The organism is Natronomonas sp., from assembly GCF_047616845.1.
Classification (GTDB): domain Archaea; phylum Halobacteriota; class Halobacteria; order Halobacteriales; family Haloarculaceae; genus Natronomonas.
In genome coordinates, this window is sequence record NZ_JBLGBY010000017.1 from 16,556 (window position 1) to 38,907 (window position 22,352).

Here is a 22,352-nt window from a genome sequence, read left to right on the forward strand (position 1 = left end):
AACTACGAACGGTTGCGGTTCCATGGCGCTACAACGACTGGCGGTTACATGCCTCGCGAGCAGATGTCTCTGGTACTCACCGCGTTCGGGGTAAACAGGGTCACACGTCCGTCTGACGCGGATTTATGTGGTATCCCATCGTGCCCCAGGATGGGCGCGCACCGACGGCCTCAAACTTTCCCCATCCTCCCCATCGCGCGCCCGGGCTTTTCACACACGTGAGCGTCAGCCACTTTCTGCCTCCGTCAGCCGTGTAGCATCTTCCGAACGTCCTCGAGAGCTGCCTGTTCGGCGATAAGCGCAACGCGGTCTCCGGGTTCGATTTCGGTCTGTGGCATCGGAATCGTCATCGGTTCCTTCCGTCGGCCGTGGGCGTAGAGTCGTGCGCTGCCGGGCAACTCCAGTTCGACGACGCGGCGCCCCACGACTGGCGAGCCTTCCGGGATGTCGATGCTCGTCGCCGTGAGATGCTCCGTGAGGTCGCCAAGCACGTTCAAATCGCCGCCGAGAAGGGCGGTCTTGGCACCCGCTGCACCCATCCGCTCGGGGTAGACGACCTCGTCGACATCTTCGGCATACGTCTCGTATATCTCCTCTCTGTAGTCCTCGTCGATGCGCAACACGGTGCGGCAGCCGTGTCCGTTCGCTATCATGCATGCCGTGAAATTGACGTTCAGATCGCCGGTGAGGGCGGCGAATGCGTCGACTTCATCGAGGTTAGTCTGGTCGAGGATGCGTTCGTCCTCACCATCACCTTCGACGACGTCGAGGCCGTCGTCGCGTGCCATCTGTGCCTTCTCAAGGTCGTTTTCGACGACGACGAGGTCGTGTCCTTCGGTCGTGAGGATATCCGCGGTCCGCCTCCCGACCCGACCGTAACCGACGATGACGAACTTCATGCACCGTGGTATGACGCGACAGGGCAAAAAGGTGTACGCCCATCCCGATCGTCGATCAGGCACGCCCGACGACGCGCGTCTGCTCGTGGTCGGGGAACACCTCCGAGATGATTGCCTCGTTCCAGCGCTCCCGGATTCGCGCCCGGAGCTCCGTCTCGTAATCGCCTTTCGGCACCTCTTCGCTCGGCCCGGACTCGACGACGAGATGCGTCTCGACCAGATCGTCGACCGCGTTCCGGCCGAATCCCGAAAGCGGTGCGACGTAATCGACGTCGTGGCGGTCTTCGAGACTCTGGGCGACGGCCCGCGAGACGGTTGGAACGCGGTCGTCACGCCGTGTGCCGTCGGCGACGATCTCGTATTTGGCGGCGACGGCCTCCAGTGCGGCCTCGTGTACTTGCTGGATACCGGAGCGGGGGAAGCCGTCATCCCGCATCCGCTCGACGGCCGTATCCGCGACATCGGTGTCGAGTTCGATCTCTTCGAACGCGAACCCGAGGGCCTCGGCTGCTTCCTCGGCGTGTTGCCAATCGTCGGTCACTCCGAAGTGTGCGGTAACGAGCGTTACGTCGTAGAACTCATCGAGTAGCAGGGCTGCAAGCGCGGAGTCTTTCCCGCCGCTGAACAGCAGTCCACACTCCATCTATCGGCGCTTGATGTCGAAACTCTGGGATTCGGGTTTCATTTCCTGGAGCAGTTCTTTCATCTTGTCCTCGTCGATCTGCCCCTGGAGCCGGCCGCTCTGGGCCAAGGCGACGATCTGCTGTTCGACCTTCTCGCCGAACTCGGGTTTCGACATCTTCACCGTGTTGAGCCGTTTGCGTGCGCCGTCGGTCAACGCCTTCCGGAGGACGGCTTTCTTCTGGGCTTCGGCCTGCTGGCGCTGGGCCTCGGCGGCCTCGCCTCGGCCGTCGCCGCCCTGTCGTTCCTGTAGCTGCTCCATCTTCTCCTTTCGAAGCTCTTCGAGTTCTTCGTCGGTGGGGTCTCCACTCATACTCTCACCTAAGAGATGAAGCGTGAAAAATGGTTCCGACCGAACGCTCTCCACTGACGGCCACTGTTCGCCACCGGAAACCGACTGCTCGCCTCACCCGAGGCTGTTCGGAGTAACGCTAGAACGGAGTTACGCGTAGCGTTCGAGTTCGGGGCGGTCGAGCGCCTCGATGACTTCCTCGGCGGTGTCATCGAGGAGGGCACGACCCTCGCCGGTGACGGTGCGGCCGCGGCCTTCGTTCGTCTCGACGTAGCCGGCCTCTTCGAGCTGCTGGAGGGCGGTTCGGATGATGTTCCCGGAGCCGTCCTTCTTGTGCTCGGGTCGAACGCGGTAGCGCGTCGTCCCGTTATCGGAGTCACCGTAGGCTGTCCGGAGGCGCTGGACGCCGATGGGGCCCTCGACGGCGACCTTTCGGACGAGGCTCGCGGCACGTCGTGCCCAGAAGTCGTCCTGTTCGGGCGGCAGTTCGCGGCCAGTACCGGTCTTGGCGTACCCGACCCATTCGGGCTCATCAAGGTCGGACTCGATTTGCTCGGCCACCGCCTCGATGAGGTCTTCCGCGGGCACGTCGTAAAGCGTCGTCATTACGTCACGATTCCCGTCGGCTGCGTTTAACGCTGTTGGTATCACCCGACTCAGCCGGGAGAACGACTCACACGCGCTGTGCGCCGAGCGCCGAGGAGACGCCGGCGCCGACGAGTGTCGGAAGCCAGTAGATGGCGCCACGGTGGATGACGACCGCTGCTGCAGCGGTCGCCCCGCTGACGCCGGCCAGCGGAACGAGAAGCGCGATGAGGACGGCCTCGATGCCCCCGAGGCCGCCGGGGAGCGGCGTGACGCTCGCGATAGCACCGACTGGCACGGCGACGAGAACGGCGGCGAACGGGGCTGTCACGCCGATAGCGTACAGTGCGAGCCACAGCGCGGTCGCCTGCGCGAGCCAGCCGAGCGTCGACAGCCCGAGCGCGGCCACGAGCGTCTGCCGGTCGGTCGCGACGACCTCGATTTCGCGGAAGAACGAGTCGATGCGCTCCTCGATGGCCGCCTCGCTCGGTACGCCGAGACGTGGGACACGGCGGCCGATGGCCTGCGCAAGCGGCGTCAACGCTCGTCCCACACCTGTCTCCACCCGGTCGTGGTTCGTCCAGACGAGATAGCCCACGACGGGCAGTGCCACCGTGAGGGCGACGACTGCTGCGGTCGCCCACCGAATCTCTTCGCCGGCGGCGAGAACGACGGTGAAGTAGGAGACGCCGACGAAGGCGAATGCCGTCGAGGGGACGAAGTTCAGCGCGTCGGCGCTCGCGATGGCCGCCAGCCCGGTTTCGTACTCGGTGTCGGCAGTCTCGGATATCAAAATCGCTGTCACCGGCTCACCGCCGGCCTGTCCGAACGGCGTGACGTTGTTGGCGAACAGCGCGCCGGCGTAGACGGCGACTGCACGGAGCGGTGAGATACGCGCGCCGAGCGCGCCGAGGACGGTACGCAGCGCCAGCGCCCATGCGGTTAGCCAGACGGCCGCCGCAGCGAGGACGCCCACGATGACGGAGCGTCGGGCCATCGAGAGCGAGTCGAGAAGTGACTCGAAGCCGACGACCCACGCCAACACTGCCAACACGAGCAGTGCGCCGGCGAAGCCGGCAACCGTCGTCCGCACGTCCGGGGTCATATCGGTCGGTCGGCCCTCGGGCGTTTCAACGCACCGATGCCCCTTTGCCGCCGGCGGGCGAGACGCCGGTATGGACGAACGGGTGGCGCTGTCGCTCGTCGGCGAGTACGTCGAGGCTGCCGGCGACGACTGTGCAGTCATCGACGACCGCGTCGTGACGACCGACATGCTTCACGAACGGACGGATTTCCCGGCCGGGACGACGCGCTACACCGCAGGCTGGCGAGCGGTCGGTGCGTCGCTTTCGGACGTTGCCGCGATGGGCGCCGACGCGACGGCAGCCGTTGCTGTGTACGGCGCACCCGAATTCCACGAACCGGAGCTTGAGGCCTTTCTTGAGGGATGTACCGACGTCTGTGCGGCCGTTGACGCCGAATACGTCGGTGGCGACCTGGATGGGCACGAGGAGTTCACGGTCGCCACCACGGCGGTCGGCCAGACTGACGACCCGGTGCTTCGCTCCGGTGCGACCGCGGGCGAGGCTCTCTGTGTGACCGGTCAGTTCGGCCGAAGCGCCGCAGCTATCCGGCTGTTCGAGGCCGGCGATACGGAGCGTGCGAACGAGCTGTTCCGCTTCGAACCACGGGTGGCGGCCGGCCGTGCTGTCGCTCCCTACGCCACGGCGATGATGGATTCAAGCGATGGCCTTGCGCGGTCGCTGCACCAGCTTGCCGAGGCGAGCGACTGTGGGTTTGCCGTCGATGACGTCCCGCTGCATCCGGCTGTCGAGTCAGTCGCTGAAAACGCCGACGAGCGACGCGAACTCGGCGTCCACTTCGGAGAGGATTTCGAGTTGGTGTTCACAGTCCCTGCCGACGCGGTCGAGGGCGTTCAAGCGGCTACGCAGGTCGATATCACCAGAATTGGCTCCGTAACCGAAGCGGGCGTGACAATGGACGGCGAGGCGCTTCCTGACCGCGGCTACACCCACTGACTACATCACGAGCTCGATGGGCACCGGCGTGAAACAGAGGATGCCGAGTGCGAACGTGAGGACGCCGATTGCCTTCCGTTTCCGGTCGAGCGGCTCGTCGAAGATGGGCGTCGTCGGGCCGACGTAGGCGAGCCCAAGCGCGATGAGTCCCCAGAACGTCCAGAGGAACGGTGCGTTGGGACTGACCTCCCGGAAGAGATAGAGGTAGGCAGCGAGGGTGAACAGCCCCGCCGGAACGAGCGCGGCGATGCTTTCGGAGCGCTCGCCGACTATCGCTCGAATGATGTGGCCGCCATCGAGCTGGCCGACAGGGATGAGGTTGAGGAAAGTTACGAACAGTCCGACCCAGGCGCCGAAGATGACCGGATTCGCCGCCAGCTGTGGGTCGGCGTAGTCAAGCTGTCCGCCCGTCGCCCACGCGAGGAAATGCAAAAGCGGCGGATAGCCGATTTCGATCTGGATGGCGCTTTCGCTGTTGAGAACGGTCTCCGGCACTCGCACGGGGTCGAGCTGGAGGCCGATGACAGCGACGACGATGGCTGCCACCAACCCTGCCAGGGGCCCGGCAACGCCGATATCGAAGAGGGCTTTCCGGTTCGGGATGCGGCCTTTCATCTTGATTACGGCCCCGAACGTCCCGATAAGGGTCGGGACGGGGATGAAATAGGGGAGGCTCGCCTGCACGTTGTGGTGTCGTGAGAGGACGTAGTGGCCGAGTTCGTGAATCCCGAGGACGCCGAGTACCGCCACCGTGAACGGCCAGCCGACAAGCAGATCCAGCGGGCCGCCGACGGGCTGGTAATACCAGACGGTACCGGCATACAGCGTCGTGACGACCGTCGCGACGAACATGCCGATGTTCACCCAGGGAATCCCGTTGACGCCGACGCTTCGTGGCTCGGCGACGAGCGCCTGCCGCTCCTGGCTGATTTCGACACCCGTAATCGGGTCGGCCTCGCTGTCGTCGACGACGTCGAGTCGAACCTCGTAGCCGTACTCGCGGAACAGCGGCCACAGCTGTCGTTCGAGCCGGCGGTATTCGGTCTGTGGCCGACCATAGTACCGGAGGGTACCGTCGTCGTCCACCTCGATGTCGGTGGCGCGGAACGCCGGCAGGAGTGCCTCCGCAGGCGGGCCATCATGAGTGGCCGACTCGATGCTCGTCATCAGTGAATGAAAGGGGGTTCGTGGGGATAAATCCCGTGACAGGGGAGAAAGCGGCTGACGGTTCGGTGGCGGGAACGCGGGCGGCTACCGCCGGTGTCGTGCGGAACGGCTCACGGTCAGGCGCGGGTGACGCGCCATGTGGTCGCGGAGGTGTACGACCACTTCTCGATCTCGATGTCCGTCGCGGAGTCGCGGAGCTTGACCATCAGGGCGCCGATCTCCTTCGGGGAGAGACCGACGTCATCGGCGATGAACTTACCTTTGACGTACACTTCGCCGTCCTCAGCGCGCTGCCGCAGGTAACTTCGAAGACGCGATTCTTTGCTTTCCGTGGAGGGTTCCGTCGTTGCGCTCATGTGTGACACCTCGCTCTCGCCTATCTCCTGTGGGGGGATATAAAGGCAGGAACCTTCGGTTTACTTCGCCTCGCTTCGGCGTGTATTTGTGTAAAACGCACTTTTCAGAAGTCTTTCAGATTCTTTTAGATGTTTTATAAATACCTCTAAGGCATTGATTCTGGATCAAAATAACGGATTTATCTTCACCCGATTCACAACTGAAAGCCGCAGAATACGACGGTTTGGGTGCCAATGTTGCCGCTTCTCCCCCAACGTTCGGTGGGGCGCGCTACGTCTCGCGTTCGTGTACCCAGAAAGTCTCGTCGTTCGTGACCTCTTTCTTGAACAGTGGCACCTCGTCTTTGAGCCGGTTGATGCCGTCTTCGACCGTCTCGAACGCCTCCCCACGGTGACCGGCGAGGACGACGACGAAAACGATGTCATCACCGTCGGCAACCCGGCCCGTGCGGTGATGCAGGCGGACGTCCAACACGCCGTCGCGCTCCTCCAGTTCGGATTCGATGCTGCGCATCCGCTGTTCTGCGACTCCTTCGTACTTCTCGAACTCGAGGTACTGTGTTCGCTCGTCGTCGCTATCCTCTTTCGCACGCACGCGACCGGTGAACGTGGCGATAGCGCCCGCGTAGTCGGCCTTCGGCGACCGCTTGACCGACGCGACGAGCGATTCCAGCGTCTCGTGCGGGTCGGTGTCGTGAATCGCTTCGATGGCGGCCGCGGCATCGAAACCGGCCGCGCTGTCCGCGGTGACGAGTGCGTTCTCGTGTGTTCCACCGACGACGATGGCCGGCAGATCGGCTTCAGGGGCGCCGATGACGGCCGCGTATTCGTGTTCCGGAGCGAGCCGGTCGAAGGCATCATCGAGCGAGAGGCCGTCGCCCGAGGCCCGCCAGCCGTCATCGAGGACGTACTCCGTGTCGCCGCGGGCGGCGACCACACCGCCGTCCGTCGTGGCATCCTCGACGCGAACCGTTCCGACGCGGCCGTTCAACTCGGCAAGGAGCTGTTCCAGCGCGCTCTCGGCGTCGGCTCCGAGAACGGTGAAGGCGTGCATACCCGAACCCTTCGGCCGGGACGGCTTGTAGGTGTCGACAGTCTTGACAACCCTTAAGACTGAAACACGGCAACCTGAACGCAATGAGAATCGTCGTTTCTATCGGTGGGAGCGTGCTCGCGCCCGACCTCGAGGCCGCCCGTGTCGAGCAGCACGCTGACATCATCGACGGGTTGGTCGCGGACGGCCACGAGATCGCGACTGTCATCGGTGGCGGCGAAATCGCCCGCAGATACATCGATACGGCGCGGGAACTCGGCGCCACCGAGTACGACCTGGATTCGGTCGGTATCGACGTGACGCGGCTGAATGCACGGCTGCTGATCACCGCACTCGATAGCTCTGCGACGCCCGAACCGGCCGAAACACACGAGGCTGCGCGCGCGTCGCTCCGGCGCGGCGAGGTGGCCGTCATGGGCGGCACCGTCCCTGGCCACACCACTGACGCCGTCTCGGCCATGCTCGCCGAGATGGCCGAGGCCGACCTACTCGTGTACGCAACGAGCGTCCCTGGCGTCTTCTCCGCCGACCCCAACAAGGACGAAACCGCAGAGCAGTTCGACCGGCTCACCGCCTCCGAACTCGTCGACGTCATCTCCTCTATCGAGACGGCTGCCGGCTCGAATGCCCCCGTCGACCTGCTCGCCGCGAAGATTATCGAGCGGTCGGGGCTGCGAACGGTCGTTCTCGACGGCACCGAGCCCCAGCGCATCGCCGACGCCGTCGCTGGTGAGTTCGATGGCACAGAGGTCGTCCCCGATGAGTGACCGCGACCTCTACGACATCGGCACGGGCGAGCATCGGGCGTTCTGGGCGGATGCCGTTGCCGACGAAATCGAAGCGCGTGACCCCGAGGAACCCATCATCATCAAGGGTGGCGTCTCCCCGTCGGGCGTCCCGCATCTGGGCCATTTCAACGAGATTATGCGGGGCTTCTTCGTCGCCGAGGCGCTCCGCGACCGCGGCTATGAGGTTCGGCAGGTGTTCACCACCGACGACAAGGATCGGCTCCGAAAGCTCCCGCGAAAGCTCGCCGATCTCGAGTGGAACGTCGTCGGGCTCGGCGACGTCGATGCCGGCGCCCTCGGTCGGAACCTGGGCAAACCCTACACCGACATCCCGGATCCGTTCGACTGCTGTGACTCCTACGGCGCCCACTTCACCGAGCTACTGTCCCGCTCCGCGGAGGCTGTGGACGTGCCCATCGACGTGGTCTCGAACACCGAACTGTACGCCTCCGGCGAGTTCGATGACGCCGTCAGACACGTGCTCGCGAACCGCGACACCGCCCGTGAGGTTCTGAGCGAGTTCCAGGAGAAGGTCGACGAATCGTATGTGCCGTTCTTCGCGCAGTGTTCCGAATGTGGCCACCTGACGGAGACGATAACCGACGTCGACCTCGATTCGGAGACGGTCGAGTACGTCTGTACCGATGTCGCGGCTGGCGACGACACCATCGAGGGCTGCGGTCACGAGGGCACTGCAACGTTCCGAGAAGGGAAGCTCCCCTGGCGCTTCGAGTGGCCCGCCCAGTGGCGCACGCTCGGCGTCGATTTCGAACCGTTCGGCAAAGACCACGCCGAGGGGTCGTGGCCCTCCGGGAAGACCGTCGCCCGCGAGGTATTCGAGTTCGAACCGCCGGTGCCGATGGTCTACGAGTGGTTCACGCTCAACGGTGACCCCCTGTCATCGTCGGCCGGCAACATCATCACCGTCGACGAGGTGCTCGAACTGCTGGAGCTCGACGTGCTGCGGTACTTCTTCACGAAGAACCCGAAGAAACAGCGCAACTTCGACGTTCACAACATCGACCGACTCGTCGACGACTTCGACCGCTTCGAGGAGGTCTACTACGGTGAGGCGGACGCAGACGAGGACGAGACCGAACGCGCCGAGCGCGCCTATCCGATGGTCGTCCGCGGTGACCCGCCCGCGGAGAAGCCGGTTCGGATTCCCTACACCTTCGCGGCCGTTCTGGGGATGACCGACAACCGGGAGCTCCGCGAGCGGATGGCGAAACGCTCCGGCCACCTCCCGGAAGATGCCACGGAGGCCGAAATCGACGCCGCGCTCGAACGGGTCGAGAAGGCACGGGCGTGGGCCGTCCGAACGGACAACGAGTTCAACTACCGGCTCGAAGAGACGCTCCCGGAGGTTGATCTCGAGGCGGATATCGAGGTAGCGCTCGACGACCTCGCGGCGTTCATCGAGGCCGAGGCCCCCGACGAAGAGGAACTCCAGGGCGAGATTTACGAGACTGCGAAGGACAACGACGTTCCTGTCGGTGATTTCTTCGAGGCCGGCTACAAGCTCTTCCTCGATGAGGAGCAGGGGCCGCGTCTGGGGCCGTTCCTCGCGGCGATGGATACCGAGTTCGTCGTCGACCGGCTTCGGCGCGCGGCCTGAGCAGGCCGACGGGACACCGGAAAACGACGCGTCAAAAGGGCGGACTTTTGAATGGCGGAGCCCTTACGACCGGTAATGAGAACGCTGCTGTGGATACTCGTCGGAATCCTCTTTTACACCTCCGTCGCGATGGCCCTCAACGCGCGCGGGCTGCTTCCGTCATCGTTCCGTGTCTCCGGGCCGATTTTGACCATCCACACGAAACGCGGTCGCGCCTTCCTCGATTGGCTCGCGACGCCGAAGCGACTCTGGCGAGCGTGGGGGAACCTCGGCGTCGGCGTCGCTTTGGTCATCATGGTCGGGTCGTTCGTCGCCGTCCTGTTCTCGGCGTTCAGCGCCATCACCGACCCGCAGGCGGCGACCATCGCCCGCCCGCAAGATGCCCTCGTCATCCCCGGTGTCAATCAGTTCCTCCCGTGGGCGGCGGCCATCGATATCCTCATCGGCTTGCTCGTTGGGCTGGTCGTCCACGAGGGCGGACACGGACTGCTCTGCCGTGTCGAGAACATCGACATCGACTCGATGGGCATCGCCCTCCTTGCGTTCATCCCGCTGGGTGCGTTCGTCCAGCCTGACGAAGAGAGCCAGGAGGCGGCCAATCGCGGCAGCAAAACGCGGATGTTCGCCGCCGGCGTGACGAACAACTTCCTCGTCACCGCCCTCGCTTTCGCGCTGCTTTTCGGCATGGTCGCCAGTTTCGTCACCGTTGTTCCGGGCGTCGCCGTCGGCGGCGCGCTTCCGGGGTCTGCGGCCGACGACGCCGGCATCGAGCGGGGGGACGTGCTGACGGATGTCAACGGTCAGCCGGTCGACGGGGGGGCAGAGTTCGATGCGGCGCTGGCGAACGCGAGCCGTGAGGTGACCGTCGACCGGCGCAACGCCGACCCGGTGACCGTCGAACGCCGCCTCACCGTCACCCGTGCCGTCGTCGACGCGCCCATCGGTACCGGGGCGACGATAACGGCTGTTGACGGGAAGGCCGTCTACACGCAAACGGAGTTCGAAGAGGCCGTCGCCGGCAACGAAACCGTCACCATCGAGACCGAGAACGGCACGGCCACGCTGCCAGTCGGCGTCTACGTCAGCACGGTGCCCAGCGACGGCCCGCTCGGGTCGGAGGGCGCCCCCGACACGCCGATGTTGATTCACAGCGTCGATGGTGAGCCGACGCCGACGCCCGAGACGCTTTCCTCGGTGCTCGCGGAGACGGAGCCGGGACAGACTGTCGAGGTCGTCGCCTATCATGACGGCAACAACCCCTGGGTCGGTGACCGCGTCGTTTACGAGGTGACACTCGGAGAGCATCCGCGCAACGACTACGGCTTCCTCGGCGTCGGCGGCATCCAGCAGGGGACAAGCGGTGTCGTCGTCGATGATTTCGGTATCGACTCGTATCCGGCAGACCAGTACCACGCCCTCCTGGGCGGTACCGGCTGGGGTGACGACCCCGTCACGACGTTCGTCTCACGAACCTTCGCCGTGCTCGTGTTGCCGTTCGCGAGCGTCGTCGACCCGAACCTCGGCTACAATTTCGCGGGGTTCAACAGTTACGTGACGAACTTCTATGCGGTGTCGGGGCCGCTGAGCGCCGGCGTCGTCTTCGGACTCGCCAACATCCTCTTTTGGACTGGCTGGGTCAACATCAACCTCGGCTTCTTCAACTGCATCCCGTCGTATCCGCTTGACGGCGGGCACATCCTCCGGTCGACCGTCGAGGCGACGCTGGCCCGCCTGCCCGGTGACCCGAAGCCGACGCTTGCGGGGGCGGTGACGACGGCAATAAGCGCCGTGATGATACTGAGTCTACTCGGAATGTTGTTCATCCCGCAGTTGCTCGGGTGAGAGGAGAGCGACGACGGCTTACGCCGTCGAGATTCGCCAGGCGGTCGGGGAATCCGATGTGGAGTGCGTGATTTCGAGGCCAGGCACCGACCCGCTGAGCTGTGACAGGAGCGTCGTGATTCGCTTCGGTGGGAGGTCGATTTCGTCGGCGACGTGTTCGCCGCGGACGTAGAGCGTGCCGCCGGCGCGATGGGCCTCGGCCCGGAGGTACTGGGCGAGGCGTTCGGCCGTCCGAGAGTGGTAGGCTGACGTGCAGTTATTCATTCTTCGGGGGTGTGTTCGTGGCCGACGACCGCGCAAACGGCGTTCAGCGCCAGGGCGCCAGCGAGGGCCGTGGGATACTGGCTTGCGGTGCCCGTCACGAGCGCGACGAGGACGGCGATCGGCAGCACGGCGGCCGTCCAGAAGGCCGTCGCGCGGACGCCGGTCGCGGCTCGGTCGAGGCAGACACTTGCCAGTCTGTACGGGTTGATGGGGGACGTGGACGGGGCAGCGTTCGACATTGATGCTCTCCTCACTTCCGTCTACGAACTGCCAACCCTATATAAACGCCAGAGCCTTGTATCGAGTTCAGCACTGTTCGCGCTGTTGGCGTCGTTTTATCGACTGCGATGTACGTTTAATGAACAGCTTAGAGGATCGAATAGGTTTTATCGCACACTCTGAGCTGTTCTTCGATGGTTCACACGTCCCATTCGGATGACTCAAAAGCCCCATTAGCAAGCCAGCCAATGGTGGCGTATGGTACGACGCCGACCGCCGGGCACCGAGGAGGGGTGGTACGCCCTTCACGACCTCCGGCGTATCGACTGGGATGCGTGGCGCGACGCGCCCGAACGGCTGCGCTCCCGCGCACTCGAGGAGGGAATCGACTATCTGCAGTCACACGAGGCGCTGGACGACGCCGAGGAGGGCGGCTCGGCCGTCTTCTCCATCGTCGGCCACAAGGCCGACCTGCTGGTATTGCATCTCCGGCCGACGCTCGAACACCTCGACCGCGCCGAGCGGCGCTTCGAGTCGACGGCGCTGGCCGAGTTCACCGAACGAGCCTCCTCGTACGTCTCCGTCACCGAGGTCTCCGGCTACATGCACGAAGACCTCACCGACGGCCTCGACGACGTCGAGGACGAGGGGATGCGCAACTACATGCGACAGCGCATCTACCCGGAGATTCCGGACGCCGACCACGTCTGCTTCTACCCGATGGACAAACGCCGCGGCCCCGAGCACAACTGGTACGACCTCCCGTTCGAGGAGCGAACGGAGCACATGTCCTCCCACGGCGACATCGGCCGGGAGTACGCCGGCAAGGTGACACAGATCATCACCGGAAGCGTCGGTCTGGACGACCACGAGTGGGGCGTGACGCTTTTCGCCGACGACATGACCGACATCAAGCATCTGCTCTACGAGATGCGGTTCGACCCCTCCACCTCGAAGTTCGCCGAGTTCGGCCACTTCTATGTCGGCAAGCGCTTCCCGCCGTCCGACCTCGGAGCGCTGTTCGCCGGCGAGGCTATCCCGACGGACGAATCGCTCCAGGGCGACACACTCGATAGTGAGGACAGCAATCGGGCTCACGCTCCTGACCACGCCACCGAAGACGCCGCGACCGACCACGGCGAGACGGACGAGACCGACGAGTCGGACAGCGGCGGCCGCCCGAGTTCGGGTGAAGCCCCCCACGAAGAAGTCGAGGTCGCCGAGTTCGTGCAAGCCGCGAACGCGTACGGCGTCGACGTCTCCGAGACGGACGCCGGGTACGGTGTGCTGTTCGAATCGGACGCCGACGTCGACGAGCTCACCGAAGAGGTCGACGAGCTGCGTGAGAACTTCGACCACTACGACACCCACGTCCGGACGGTCGTGCGCTCGGAAGATGGGACGGCAGCCGTCGTCTCGCTGTGGGCGAGCGAGCGCGCGGCGAACACCGCCTCGGGCTTCCTTGGCGACCTGCCCGGCGTCGGTTCCGGTATCGGCGCCGACCTGGAGGGGGCGACCAAGGAGTCGGACGGCGAGCAGGCCGATGAGGAGACCGAATCCTCGGGTGGGCCACCAACCTCGGGTGGGCCATCGCACGAGGAGATCGTCCCCGAAGAGTTCGTCCGTCGGGTACACCGGTTCGGAATCCGGCTGGACGAATACCCCGAGGCAGGCTATGCCCTCTTGTTCTACGCGGACGCGCCCGCCGAGGAACTGGTGGACGAAGTCGATGGCCTTCGGAGCAACTTCGACCACTACGACACTCACGTCATGACGACCGTCCGCGCCGATTCAGGCGATACGGCCGTCATCTCGCTGTGGGCTAACGAGCGCGCGGCGAACACCGCCTCGGGTTTCCTCGCCGACCTTTCGGGTGCCGAACCGGGCGTTGGTGCTGAGTTCGCCGACGATGCGGACGCCGAAGCCGACGGCGGTGCAGCCGCGACGCACGGCACCGACGAGGACGACGACCTCCGGAGCGAACTGGACGACCTCGACATCTACGGCGGCCAGCCGCACGGCGAGGATGTCTACGCACGGGTGCTGTACTCCGAGGCCGATCTCGACGAGCTGCACGAGGAGCTCTCGACGCTCCGCGAGCGGTTCGACGAGTACGACAGCCACGTAAAATCGGCCGTCTACGCCGACGAACACGGTGGCCGCTCCGCGGTCGTCTCCCTCTGGAAGACGCAGGACGCTGCCGACCGGGCCGGCGAACACCTCGCTGACCTGCCGGATATCGTCGGTCGCGCCGACGAGGACGAAAGCACCTTCGGGACGATGGGGATGTTCTACACCGTCAAGCCCGACTACCGCGAGGAGTTCGTCGAGACGTTCGAGGAGGTTGGCGAGGCACTCGGGAGAATGGAGGGCCACCTCGAAACCCACCTCTTGGTCAACGAAGACGACGAGAACGACATGTTCATCGCGAGTCAGTGGCGACAGAAGGAGGACGCGATGGAGTTCTTCCGCTCGGAGGCGTTCCGCGACACCGTCGAGTTCGGTCGCGAAGTGCTCGCCGACCGGCCGCGACACGTCTTCCTCGCGTAGCGACCGACCGTTTTTCTATCGCTCCAGGACGGTTCCGCTGGAGCCGACGACGAGGTCGACAGCACCGGATGCGACCGCGTTCAGGTTCTCCCCCGTCGGGGTGTCGGTCGCCGCCCATACGCCGTCGACCAGTTCGAAGACGACGCCACCGCCGCCGACGGCGTATCCCTCGCCGCCGGTCGTTTCGATATCGACGAGGTCGGCGTCGCCAAGGCTCTCGGGCGTCCACTGGCTGCCGTTGTATTCGAAGACGGCGGCGTTACCACCGCTGACAGTGACGTCGTCCGCGGCATCGCTATCGAGTCCGTAGAAGGTCACGTCGGCGTCCTCGATGCCGATGGCCTCGTAGGTCACGCCGTCGTCGGTGGCGAACACCTTGCCGTTGGTGTCGATGGCGTGGCCCGACCGTGACCCGTAGAAGTCGATGGCCGGGAGGCCGGCTCCGCTTCCGGGAACCTCGTACTCCCAGGTGCCTTCCTCGCCGTTCGCGAAGCTGTAATGGATGGAACCAGAGTCGTCGGCGACGTAGACGTCGGCCTCGCCCGCGGGGCCGGTGACCGCCACGTCGTTGAAATTGTTCGTGTAGTCGTTCGGCGCCGACCGGTCGACGAGGTTCCCGGTCGTGACGTCGTACTCGCCGATGGCACCGCTGGCGCCGACGGTCCAGAGTCGCTCCCCATCGTCGGTCACATCGGCACCGTAGAGGTCGTTGCCGTTGCCGGTCGGGCCACCGCGAAGCACGGTTTCCCAGCCGGTGTCGGTACGCTCGATGACAACTCCGCTGTCACCCACCGCGTGTGCGTTGGTTGTGGTGTGTGCGACGCCGTGGAGCGTGCCGTCCACCGGCGTCTCGGCTGTCGTCCAGCCGTCGGCTGCCGCTGTGAGCCCCGCTGTCGGAACGGCGGCAGCTGTAATCGATGCTCCTGCGATCTTCAGGAACGTCCGTCGGGTTCGACCGGGCATTACACCCTATTCAAATATCCTGGGGGTGGTTAAGGTCTGCGGGAGTTTCAGCTATTTAGTGTGTTTTCACTCATTGATGTATTATTTATCGGGTGTAAAGTGTACGGTCGTGCTACAAAAAACAGAGAAGTGAAAATATCTAATGTCAATGGAATCGGATTTCGTGCTTACACGTCGAACCGCAACGAGGCTGCCGCTACGGAACGGGAACAACACCGAAAACGCGGTACGGCAGAGTTAGTAGAACGCGATGGGCTTGCCGGCTGCCTCGTCGGTCGAGACCTTCTCTAAGGCGTCGTCGAAGTCCGCCTTCTCGACTTCCGTGCGGCCGTCGCGGATGGCGAACATGCCCGCTTCGGTGGTGAGACTCTCCAGTTCAGCACCGGAGAAGCCGTCGGTCTCTTCAGCGATTTCCGCGAGATCGATGTCCGCCGCGAGGTTCATCTCGCGGGTGTGGATATCAAGAATCTGCTCGCGGCCCTCGATGTCGGGCTCCGGCACTTCGATGAGGCGGTCGAAGCGGCCGGGGCGGAGGATGGCGCGGTCGAGCATATCGAAGCGGTTCGTCGCGGCGATAATCGAGATGTCCCCGCGCTGGTCGAAGCCGTCCATCTCGGAGAGGAGCTGCATCATCGTCCGCTGGACTTCGGCGTCGCCGGACGTTTTCGACTCCGTCCGCTTGGAGGCGATGGCGTCGATCTCGTCGATGAAGATGATAGCGGGTTCGCGCTCGGCGGCGAGTTCGAAGAGGTCACGAACGAGCCGGGCGCCTTCGCCGATGAACTTCTGGACGAGCTCGGAGCCGGCCATCTTGATGAAGGTGGCGTCGGTCTGGTTGGCGACGGCTTTCGCGAGCATCGTCTTGCCGGTGCCCGGCGGGCCGTGGAGGAGGACGCCGGTCGGGGGTTCGATGCCGACCTGCTCGAATTTCTCGGGGTTCGTGAGCGGGTCTTCGACGGCTTCCCGAACCTCGCGAACCTGGCTTTCCAGGCCACCGATCTCGGCGTAATGGACATCCGGCTTCTCGGAGATCTCCATCGCCTGCGCGCGGGCGTCCGTCTCGGCGTCGAGCAGCGTCTGGATTGCGAACGAATCGTTGATCGCGACGCGGTCGCCGGCCTCGAGCTGGTCGTAGAGCCGCGGAGAGACGTCCGTGAGAACTTCCTGGTTGTTGCCGTGCTGTTTGAGAAGCACCTGGTCGTCGGTCAACTCTTCGACGGTAGCGAGATACAGCGAGGAGGTCTTCAGCGCCTCGTTTTCCTCCTGGAGGTCGTTGACCTCCTCTCGGAGCCCGGACTGCCGCTCGCGGGCGGCGTCGAGCTGGTCTGCGAGCTTGTCGTGAACCCGCGAGACGTCGATGAAATGATCCCGAAGCGCGGCCAGCCGCTCGTCCTCGGTCATCTCGGGATCGAGGTCGAGCGTCGGTCGGTCGGGCAGTGAAGGACTATGCGACATTACTGAAGCGTAGGTGATGGAGGCTAAAAGGGGCTTTGGGTGTGGGAGAGGTTTGCGATACCAAATAACACACAGACGGGAACCGAATACTGTCCTTTCTTTCACGTCGGAAATCGTGGGAGCGCCTACCGCAGCGACTCGTACTCGCCGACCATCTCGTCGTAGGTTCCGATTGCGGCTTCGACCGGCTCCGGCGAGAACATGTCGATGCCGGCCGTCTCCAGCAGTTCGAGCGGGTAGCCGAGCGACCCCGATCGGAGGAACTCCCGATAGTCCGCAGCGGCTGGCTCGCCGTGTTCGAGGATGCGGTCGACGATGGCGTTGGCCGCGCTGATACCCGTCGCGTACTGGTAGACGTAGTAGGCCCGATAGAAGTGCGGAATCCGCATCCACTCGCGAGCGATGCGGTCGTCGACGTCGGCCGGGTCGTAGTAGTCGCTTTTGAGCCCGTGATAGAGCTCATCGAGTCGGTCGGGCGTCAGTGCCTCGCCGGCCTCGCTCAGTTCGTGGGCGCGGTGCTCGAAGGAGGCGAACATCGTCTGCCGGAACAGCGTCGACCGGAACCGCTCCAGATACTCGTCGATGACGTGCTTGCGGAACGCCTCGTCGTCGACGGTCTCGAGCAGGTGATGGGTCAGAAGCGCCTCGTTGACCGTCGATGCTACTTCGGCGACGAAGATCTCGTAGCCGGAGTACACGTAGGGCTGTTCTTCGCTCGTCAGCTCCGAGTGCATCGAGTGGCCGAGCTCGTGGGCCAGTGTGTACATCGAGGAGATATCGTCCTGGTAGTTCATCAGGATGTACGGCTGGCTGTCGTAGGTGCCACCGCTGTAGGCGCCGGACTGCTTGTTCGCCGTCTCGTAGACATCGACCCACCGGGATTCCAGCCCTTCGGCCATCCGGTCTTGGTAAGCCTCGCCAAGTGGTGCGACGGCGTCGATGACGTACTCTTTGGCCTGCCCGTATTCGAGGTCGGGGCTTTCACTGCCCGCAAGCGGCGCGTACAAATCCCACATCTTCAGCTCGTCCACGCCGAGACAGTCACGCTTCAGTTCCGCGTGCCGATGCAGCACGTCGAGATTCGATTCGACGGTGTCGACGAGCGTGTCGTAGACGTCCGCGGGCACGTTCGGGCCATCGAGGGCCGCTTCGCGGGCCGTCTCGTAGTTGCGGGCCGCCGCGAGCTTCGAGTCGGCTTTGACGCTGTTTTTGTACGCCGTGCCGACCGAGTTGCGATACTCGCCCCATTCGTCGTAGAACGCCTCGTAGACTCGCTGTCGGACGTCTCGGTCGGGGTGTTTCTGGAGTTTCGTGAAGTTCGACAGCGTGATTCGCTGTGGCTCGCCGTCGACGTCGACGGCGGGGAACTCCATGTCCGCGTTCGTCAGCATGTTGTAGACGTCGCCCGCGGCGCCGGTGACCTCACTGAGGTCGGCGAGGAGTTCCTCGATCTCCGCCGACCGGGTGTGGTCTTTCATCCGGAGGACGTTATCGAAGTAGTGGTCGTACTCTTCGAGGGTGGGGTTCTCCTCGATGAACGCGTCCAGCGTCTCGCGGTCGAGTTTCTGGAGCTCCGGCTCGATGAAGCTCGCTGCGCTGGAGGCGTCGGCTGACAGCGACTGGGCGCGCGCGGCGAGCGCCTGATACGTCTGGTTCGTCGTATCCTCGTCCTTCCGCATCCGCGCGTAGGCGGCGACGTTCGACACCGCTCGCATAATGTCCTCGCGGAGTTCGAGCACTTCTTCGAGGGTGTCGGCGTCCTCGGTGACCCGGCCCTCGTAGGCTTCGAGCTCGTCCAGCCGCTCCTCGACTGCCTCGTAGGCCGCCTCCCACTCTTCGTCGTCGGCGAAGAGGTCGGTCAAGTCCCACGTGTATCGCTCATCAACCTCGCTTCGCTCGGGAACCGAACTCATGGCCACGGCTATGGCCGCAGGCGCCCTAAACCCGTCGTCATCCGTCCCCATCGGGGACGAGCGTGCCGGCCACTCGCGCGCCGGCCAGCCGTTCGCGGCGTCGGCGGTCGAACACAGCCCGTGCGCTCGCTGCCGCAGTCTCGTCGACGGTGAAATCCAGCCCCGGATATCGCACGTCGAGCAACACCAGCGGCTCGGGTGCTGCCGGCGCAATTCCGTCCCCGCCGGTCAGCGGCGCGTCCGCGAGCGCGCGGTCGAGAAACGACAGGTCGCGCTCGTCGCTGGCGACGGCGACGATGGCCGAGACGAGCCGCCGGACGAGCTGTCGCGCGAATCCCCCCGCACGGAACTCGAAGACGAGGAACGCCTCGTCGCGTTCGACGGATGCCGAGAGGTCGCGCTCGGTGCCCGTCTCGTCCGGCGTGAAGTTGTGAAAATCGTGCGCTCCGGAGAGCTGCTCGCAGGCTGCGGCGGCGCGGTCGGCGTCCAGTTCCGATCCCGGCCCGTAGCGGAAGTACCGATACGCCCGCTCGGTAGCGTCGTAGGTCGCGTGAAACTCATCAGCGTCGTCGTACGCCCACGCGCGGATGTCTGCCGGGAGTTCGCCGTTGAACGCCCGCGGCGTCAGCCACGCCGGGGCCTCGAAGGCGACCGTCTGTGCGCGCGCGGAGACACCGGCATCGGTTCGCCCCGCTGCTGCATATCCTGGCGGGACGCCGTCGACGAGTTCGACGTCGAGGGCCGCGAGCGCGTCGAACAGTGTGTCCTCGACCGTTTCGCCGTGTGGCTGCCGCTGGAACCCCCGATAGCCGGTTCCGTCGTACGCCAGCTGGAAGGCGCGCATATCGGGGCATCGGCTCGCCAGCCCTTGCGTGTGTCGGCTGTCCCAGCGGCTGGGACGAACCACGACCGCTAAGTGTGACAACGCCTAACCCGTGGGTATGAACTACCGGGAGCTCGGTAACTCCGGCGTTGAGGTCAGCGAAATCGGCTTCGGGGCCTGGGTCGTCGGTACCGACTGGTGGGGTGACCGCGACGAAGCCGAAGCGATCGACATGGTGCAGTACGCCGTCGACCAGGGCATCACGTACTTCGACACCGGCGACGTCTACGGCCACGGCCGCTCCGAAGAGCTCGTCGGCAAGGCCCTCGCCGAAGTTCGCGATGAGGTGACCGTCGCGACGAAGATCGGCTACGACTTCTACAACAATCCGCAGGCCGGCCACGGCGAACTGCCCAAGGAGATGAACCGCGAGTATCTCGAGGCGGCCTTCGAGAAATCGCTCGACCGGCTCGGGCTGGACTCCGTCGATGTCCTCCAGTTGCACAACGCGAACGCCTCTGAGGTCGATGCGGACGTACTGGAGTTCCTCGATGAACTCCGCGAGGACGGCCGCGCCGATGCCATCGGCTGGGCGCTCGGCCCCTCCATCGGCTGGCTCGCCGAGGGCGACATGGCCATCGAAGAGGAGTTCGACGCCGTCCAGCTCGTCTGGAACGTCCTCGAACAGGAGGTCGGCGACCACTTCCTCGATACCATCGAACGCACTGGCTCATCGACGAGTCTTATCCCGCGCGTGCCACACTCCTCGGGCCTGCTCAACGAACAGGTCACGCCCGAGACTGAACTGGAGGAGGGCGACCACCGCGCGTACCGCCCCGACGAGTGGTACGAGGCGGGCTGGGAGAAAATCGACGCGCTGCGGTTCCTCGAACGCGCGGAGCCACGCTCCGCGGACGGTTCGAGCGGCGGACAGCCGCGAGACGGCGAACGCTCGATGGCACAGGCCAGCCTCCAGTGGCTGCTGTACCACGAGGCCGTCGCGACCGTGACGCCGACGTTCCGCACCCGCGAGGACATCGACGAGTGGGCCGCCGCAAGCGACGTGCCGGCGCTCTCCGACGAGGAGTTCCAGCGCGTGCAGGAACTCTACGCCGAGGACTTCGGAATCGCACGCGACGACGGCATGGACGCGCTTCGCTCCTCCGTCGAGGGCGAGGACATCCAGTCGGCCGGCCTCGACAAGGAGTCCGCCGGTAGCTGAAGTTACGGCTCTTTTTATGTCTCGGTCGCCGACTATCCGGTAATGGGCGTCATCCGCGTCGTCTGGGGCACCGCAACCGAACCGACAGCGATGGCGTCGTACGATGCCGCACTCGCCGAGGCGAACATCCACAACTACAACCTCGTCTCGGTGTCGTCGGTTGTGCCTGCCGACGCCACCATCGAAGTCGTCGGTGAAGCCCCCTCGCTCGGGCCCGCCGGCGAACGCCTCACGGTGGTCGAGGGCCGGGCCACGGTCGCCCCCGGCACTGCCGAGCGCGCCGCCGCCGGACTCGGCTGGTCGCGCGAGCCCGACGGCTCCGGCATCTTCTATGAGTCGTCCGGCACCGACCCCGAGCGCGTTCGCGAGCGCGTCGACGAGGGACTTGTCGCCGGCCAAAGACTCCGCGAATGGGAGTTCGTCGATGAGGGCCGACAGGTCGTGGCCGCCGAGGCCGACCCTGACGCGTACACGACGGCCCTCGTCCTCGCTGTGTATGGCGAAAGCACGCCGCTGCTCTGAAACGTGAGGTGTGGTTTCACTCCTCACGCGAGCCGACGGGTTTTTAGTTGCCTACCCTGTATCGGAGGCAAGTTCAATATGCACGGAAACACGCCACACGCAGGCCCGGCCGATATCGAACCTTCCTCGGAGAACCGCCGTGCGCTGCGTCGTGACCTCGTCGATGTCGCCACGTCGACGCGCGATCTACTCTCCGACGATTTCATCATCGGCGCCGAAATCTCGGATAACGACGGCGCGCTCCACGCGACGGTCGCCGTCCAGCCGCCCGCTGGCTCGGTCGTCTCGGCCGGCTTCGACCGCGACGACGAGGAGGACGCCGATGTCGAAACGCTCGCACAGGAACTGGCTGCCGGTGCCGTTCTCGAAGCCAAACACGCCGCTCAAGATGTCAACCGAGCGGCGCGGTAACGGCTCTTATTCGGCTTTACGCGCTCGCAAAGACGACCAGCGCGTCGCTTACTGCGGCGGCACGACGAAAAGCGAGACGGCGACGAAGACCGCTGCGAGAAGGCTGCCGATTCCGACACCGACCGCAAGCGGCATCGCCAGCGCCCACCCGACTGCGGCGCCGCCGGCCAGCGAGGCCGGCATCGCCGCTAACAGGCCGTCGTAGAACGAGGGCGTCGGCGCCGATGTTGGTGTCTCGGTCACATTGACACCATTGTTCCGCTGGTAATTAAATCTAATTACTAACTCTGAGACGGCCGCTGTCGATGACGCTTCGTCGGCGGTTGCCGCAAAAATCGTGAGAACCTACTTCCCCCAGAATCAGAAACCTGATTGTACCAAAATTATAGATTATAGGTCGACAACGTCGCTGATGGTGTTGTGGTTCTCGTGGAACTCCCACGGGATTTCTGGGTCATCTGCTTCTGTTCGCACCGACCCGTTTTGATCTGGTTCATAATCATCGTTGAGTGGAATATGACTCTGAATATTTGCATTTGTGAGATATGTTGATATTTTCATTTCACTTGAACCGTTCAGCTTCCAACCAATTGTTGGGTCAGGATAGATACATTCAATCAGACTAAGTTCACCATACTCAGTACTTTTAGTATGTGCTCTAGTCGCTGTTGGAGCAGGATGGTCATCAG

24 protein-coding genes are annotated in these 22,352 nt (G+C 64.4%); 8 read left to right on the top strand and 16 right to left on the bottom strand.

Annotated features, from left to right (window positions below; all coding sequences use genetic code 11):
* Positions 1-245 precede the first annotated feature (245 nt).
* The 5 genes from ACI8UR_RS05365 to ACI8UR_RS05385 all read right to left on the bottom strand — a co-directional run bounded on the left by ACI8UR_RS05365 (position 246) and on the right by ACI8UR_RS05385 (position 3,562).
* Complete coding sequence (locus ACI8UR_RS05365; protein WP_411715828.1) at positions 246-899, bottom strand: potassium channel family protein; 654 nt, start codon at positions 897-899, stop codon at positions 246-248.
* Positions 900-954: 55 nt separating this feature from the next.
* Positions 955-1,542, bottom strand: a complete 588-nt coding sequence (locus ACI8UR_RS05370) for an asparagine synthase-related protein (protein WP_411715829.1) — start codon at positions 1,540-1,542, stop codon at positions 955-957.
* Complete coding sequence (locus ACI8UR_RS05375; RefSeq protein ID WP_411715830.1) at positions 1,543-1,893, bottom strand: DNA-binding protein; 351 nt, start codon at positions 1,891-1,893, stop codon at positions 1,543-1,545.
* A gap of 129 nt (positions 1,894-2,022) precedes the next feature.
* Positions 2,023-2,478, bottom strand: coding sequence for a 30S ribosomal protein S19e (locus tag ACI8UR_RS05380; protein WP_411715831.1), 456 nt, complete (start codon positions 2,476-2,478; stop codon positions 2,023-2,025).
* A gap of 67 nt (positions 2,479-2,545) precedes the next feature.
* Complete coding sequence (locus ACI8UR_RS05385; RefSeq protein ID WP_411715832.1) at positions 2,546-3,562, bottom strand: lysylphosphatidylglycerol synthase transmembrane domain-containing protein; 1,017 nt, start codon at positions 3,560-3,562, stop codon at positions 2,546-2,548.
* A gap of 70 nt (positions 3,563-3,632) precedes the next feature.
* Here ACI8UR_RS05385 and thiL point away from each other — a divergent pair, with 70 nt between their 5' ends.
* Positions 3,633-4,496, top strand: a complete 864-nt coding sequence (gene thiL, locus ACI8UR_RS05390) for a thiamine-phosphate kinase (protein ID WP_415087630.1) — start codon at positions 3,633-3,635, stop codon at positions 4,494-4,496.
* On the opposite strand, the gene ACI8UR_RS05395 is transcribed toward thiL, so the two are convergent.
* The 3 genes from ACI8UR_RS05395 to ACI8UR_RS05405 form a co-directional block, all read right to left on the bottom strand.
* The gene (locus ACI8UR_RS05395; protein WP_415087631.1) at positions 4,497-5,663 is read right to left on the bottom strand and encodes a site-2 protease family protein; all 1,167 of its coding nucleotides are present in this window, start codon (positions 5,661-5,663) and stop codon (positions 4,497-4,499) included.
* A gap of 116 nt (positions 5,664-5,779) precedes the next feature.
* Positions 5,780-6,019, bottom strand: coding sequence for a hypothetical protein (locus ACI8UR_RS05400; RefSeq protein ID WP_411715708.1), 240 nt, complete (start codon positions 6,017-6,019; stop codon positions 5,780-5,782).
* Between the two features lie 271 nt (positions 6,020-6,290).
* On the bottom strand, positions 6,291-7,073 hold the full coding sequence (locus tag ACI8UR_RS05405) for a molybdopterin synthase (protein WP_411715709.1): 783 nt from the start codon (positions 7,071-7,073) through the stop codon (positions 6,291-6,293).
* 83 nt (positions 7,074-7,156) lie between these two features.
* On the opposite strand from ACI8UR_RS05405, the gene pyrH reads away from it, so the two are divergent.
* The 3 genes from pyrH to ACI8UR_RS05420 all read left to right on the top strand — a co-directional run bounded on the left by pyrH (position 7,157) and on the right by ACI8UR_RS05420 (position 11,321).
* A complete protein-coding gene (gene pyrH / locus ACI8UR_RS05410; RefSeq protein ID WP_411715710.1) occupies positions 7,157-7,840 on the top strand; it encodes a UMP kinase in 684 nt (227 codons plus the stop codon).
* Positions 7,833-9,479, top strand: coding sequence for a lysine--tRNA ligase (gene lysS, locus ACI8UR_RS05415; RefSeq protein ID WP_411715711.1), 1,647 nt, complete (start codon positions 7,833-7,835; stop codon positions 9,477-9,479). The genes pyrH and lysS overlap by 8 nt, the downstream gene beginning before the upstream one ends.
* A gap of 75 nt (positions 9,480-9,554) precedes the next feature.
* Positions 9,555-11,321, top strand: coding sequence for a site-2 protease family protein (locus ACI8UR_RS05420; RefSeq protein ID WP_411715712.1), 1,767 nt, complete (start codon positions 9,555-9,557; stop codon positions 11,319-11,321).
* 18 nt (positions 11,322-11,339) lie between these two features.
* Here ACI8UR_RS05420 and ACI8UR_RS05425 read toward each other — a convergent pair whose 3' ends face one another.
* Entirely contained in the window at positions 11,340-11,585 is a 246-nt protein-coding gene (locus tag ACI8UR_RS05425) for a hypothetical protein (protein WP_411715713.1), read from the bottom strand.
* Positions 11,582-11,824: a hypothetical protein gene (locus tag ACI8UR_RS05430; protein ID WP_411715714.1), complete on the bottom strand. Its 243-nt coding sequence runs from the start codon at positions 11,822-11,824 to the stop codon at positions 11,582-11,584. Before ACI8UR_RS05430 ends, ACI8UR_RS05425 begins: the two co-directional genes overlap by 4 nt.
* A 238-nt stretch (positions 11,825-12,062) precedes the next feature.
* On the opposite strand from ACI8UR_RS05430, the gene ACI8UR_RS05435 reads away from it, so the two are divergent.
* Complete coding sequence (locus ACI8UR_RS05435) at positions 12,063-14,354, top strand: heme-binding protein (RefSeq protein WP_415087633.1); 2,292 nt, start codon at positions 12,063-12,065, stop codon at positions 14,352-14,354.
* Between the two features lie 15 nt (positions 14,355-14,369).
* Here the strand turns inward: ACI8UR_RS05435 and ACI8UR_RS05440 are convergent, their stop codons facing one another.
* The 4 genes from ACI8UR_RS05440 to truA all read right to left on the bottom strand — a co-directional run bounded on the left by ACI8UR_RS05440 (position 14,370) and on the right by truA (position 19,529).
* Positions 14,370-15,317, bottom strand: a complete 948-nt coding sequence (locus ACI8UR_RS05440; RefSeq protein ID WP_411715449.1) for a hypothetical protein — start codon at positions 15,315-15,317, stop codon at positions 14,370-14,372.
* A 237-nt stretch (positions 15,318-15,554) separates the two neighbouring features.
* The gene (gene pan2 / locus ACI8UR_RS05445) at positions 15,555-16,772 is read right to left on the bottom strand and encodes a proteasome-activating nucleotidase Pan2 (RefSeq protein WP_411715450.1); all 1,218 of its coding nucleotides are present in this window, start codon (positions 16,770-16,772) and stop codon (positions 15,555-15,557) included.
* 125 nt (positions 16,773-16,897) lie between these two features.
* Entirely contained in the window at positions 16,898-18,685 is a 1,788-nt protein-coding gene (gene pepF / locus ACI8UR_RS05450; protein WP_411715451.1) for an oligoendopeptidase F, read from the bottom strand.
* Positions 18,686-18,722: 37 nt separating this feature from the next.
* Complete coding sequence (gene truA, locus ACI8UR_RS05455; RefSeq protein ID WP_411715452.1) at positions 18,723-19,529, bottom strand: tRNA pseudouridine(38-40) synthase TruA; 807 nt, start codon at positions 19,527-19,529, stop codon at positions 18,723-18,725.
* A gap of 97 nt (positions 19,530-19,626) precedes the next feature.
* Here truA and ACI8UR_RS05460 point away from each other — a divergent pair, with 97 nt between their 5' ends.
* The 3 genes from ACI8UR_RS05460 (at position 19,627) to ACI8UR_RS05470 (ending at position 21,663) form a co-directional block, all read left to right on the top strand.
* A complete protein-coding gene (locus ACI8UR_RS05460) occupies positions 19,627-20,730 on the top strand; it encodes an aldo/keto reductase (RefSeq protein WP_411715453.1) in 1,104 nt (367 codons plus the stop codon).
* A gap of 42 nt (positions 20,731-20,772) precedes the next feature.
* Positions 20,773-21,252: a pyruvoyl-dependent arginine decarboxylase gene (locus ACI8UR_RS05465; RefSeq protein ID WP_411715454.1), complete on the top strand. Its 480-nt coding sequence runs from the start codon at positions 20,773-20,775 to the stop codon at positions 21,250-21,252.
* Between the two features lie 78 nt (positions 21,253-21,330).
* Entirely contained in the window at positions 21,331-21,663 is a 333-nt protein-coding gene (locus ACI8UR_RS05470) for a DUF5811 family protein (RefSeq protein ID WP_411715455.1), read from the top strand.
* 48 nt (positions 21,664-21,711) lie between these two features.
* Here ACI8UR_RS05470 and ACI8UR_RS05475 read toward each other — a convergent pair whose 3' ends face one another.
* Positions 21,712-21,906, bottom strand: a complete 195-nt coding sequence (locus ACI8UR_RS05475) for a hypothetical protein (protein ID WP_411715456.1) — start codon at positions 21,904-21,906, stop codon at positions 21,712-21,714.
* Between the two features lie 147 nt (positions 21,907-22,053).
* Positions 22,054-22,352, bottom strand: a 299-nt coding sequence (locus tag ACI8UR_RS05480; protein WP_415087635.1) for a hypothetical protein, incomplete at its 5' end; no start/stop codon positions are given.

What these genes read in the sequence shown, in the direction of transcription:
- ACI8UR_RS05365 (WP_411715828.1), bottom strand. Translation starts at nt 899, where the DNA reads ATGAAGTTCGTCATCGTCGGTTACGGTCGGGTCGGGAGGCGGACCGCG.
- ACI8UR_RS05370 (WP_411715829.1), bottom strand. Translation starts at nt 1,542, where the DNA reads ATGGAGTGTGGACTGCTGTTCAGCGGCGGGAAAGACTCCGCGCTTGCA.
- ACI8UR_RS05375 (WP_411715830.1), bottom strand. Translation starts at nt 1,893, where the DNA reads ATGAGTGGAGACCCCACCGACGAAGAACTCGAAGAGCTTCGAAAGGAG.
- ACI8UR_RS05380 (WP_411715831.1), bottom strand. Translation starts at nt 2,478, where the DNA reads ATGACGACGCTTTACGACGTGCCCGCGGAAGACCTCATCGAGGCGGTG.
- ACI8UR_RS05385 (WP_411715832.1), bottom strand. Translation starts at nt 3,562, where the DNA reads ATGACCCCGGACGTGCGGACGACGGTTGCCGGCTTCGCCGGCGCACTG.
- thiL (WP_415087630.1), top strand. Translation starts at nt 3,633, where the DNA reads ATGGACGAACGGGTGGCGCTGTCGCTCGTCGGCGAGTACGTCGAGGCT.
- ACI8UR_RS05395 (WP_415087631.1), bottom strand. Translation starts at nt 5,663, where the DNA reads ATGACGAGCATCGAGTCGGCCACTCATGATGGCCCGCCTGCGGAGGCA.
- ACI8UR_RS05400 (WP_411715708.1), bottom strand. Translation starts at nt 6,019, where the DNA reads ATGAGCGCAACGACGGAACCCTCCACGGAAAGCAAAGAATCGCGTCTT.
- ACI8UR_RS05405 (WP_411715709.1), bottom strand. Translation starts at nt 7,073, where the DNA reads ATGCACGCCTTCACCGTTCTCGGAGCCGACGCCGAGAGCGCGCTGGAA.
- pyrH (WP_411715710.1), top strand. Translation starts at nt 7,157, where the DNA reads ATGAGAATCGTCGTTTCTATCGGTGGGAGCGTGCTCGCGCCCGACCTC.
- lysS (WP_411715711.1), top strand. Translation starts at nt 7,833, where the DNA reads ATGAGTGACCGCGACCTCTACGACATCGGCACGGGCGAGCATCGGGCG.
- ACI8UR_RS05420 (WP_411715712.1), top strand. Translation starts at nt 9,555, where the DNA reads ATGAGAACGCTGCTGTGGATACTCGTCGGAATCCTCTTTTACACCTCC.
- ACI8UR_RS05425 (WP_411715713.1), bottom strand. Translation starts at nt 11,585, where the DNA reads ATGAATAACTGCACGTCAGCCTACCACTCTCGGACGGCCGAACGCCTC.
- ACI8UR_RS05430 (WP_411715714.1), bottom strand. Translation starts at nt 11,824, where the DNA reads ATGTCGAACGCTGCCCCGTCCACGTCCCCCATCAACCCGTACAGACTG.
- ACI8UR_RS05435 (WP_415087633.1), top strand. Translation starts at nt 12,063, where the DNA reads ATGGTACGACGCCGACCGCCGGGCACCGAGGAGGGGTGGTACGCCCTT.
- ACI8UR_RS05440 (WP_411715449.1), bottom strand. Translation starts at nt 15,317, where the DNA reads ATGCCCGGTCGAACCCGACGGACGTTCCTGAAGATCGCAGGAGCATCG.
- pan2 (WP_411715450.1), bottom strand. Translation starts at nt 16,772, where the DNA reads ATGTCGCATAGTCCTTCACTGCCCGACCGACCGACGCTCGACCTCGAT.
- pepF (WP_411715451.1), bottom strand. Translation starts at nt 18,685, where the DNA reads ATGAGTTCGGTTCCCGAGCGAAGCGAGGTTGATGAGCGATACACGTGG.
- truA (WP_411715452.1), bottom strand. Translation starts at nt 19,529, where the DNA reads ATGCGCGCCTTCCAGCTGGCGTACGACGGAACCGGCTATCGGGGGTTC.
- ACI8UR_RS05460 (WP_411715453.1), top strand. Translation starts at nt 19,627, where the DNA reads ATGAACTACCGGGAGCTCGGTAACTCCGGCGTTGAGGTCAGCGAAATC.
- ACI8UR_RS05465 (WP_411715454.1), top strand. Translation starts at nt 20,773, where the DNA reads ATGGGCGTCATCCGCGTCGTCTGGGGCACCGCAACCGAACCGACAGCG.
- ACI8UR_RS05470 (WP_411715455.1), top strand. Translation starts at nt 21,331, where the DNA reads ATGCACGGAAACACGCCACACGCAGGCCCGGCCGATATCGAACCTTCC.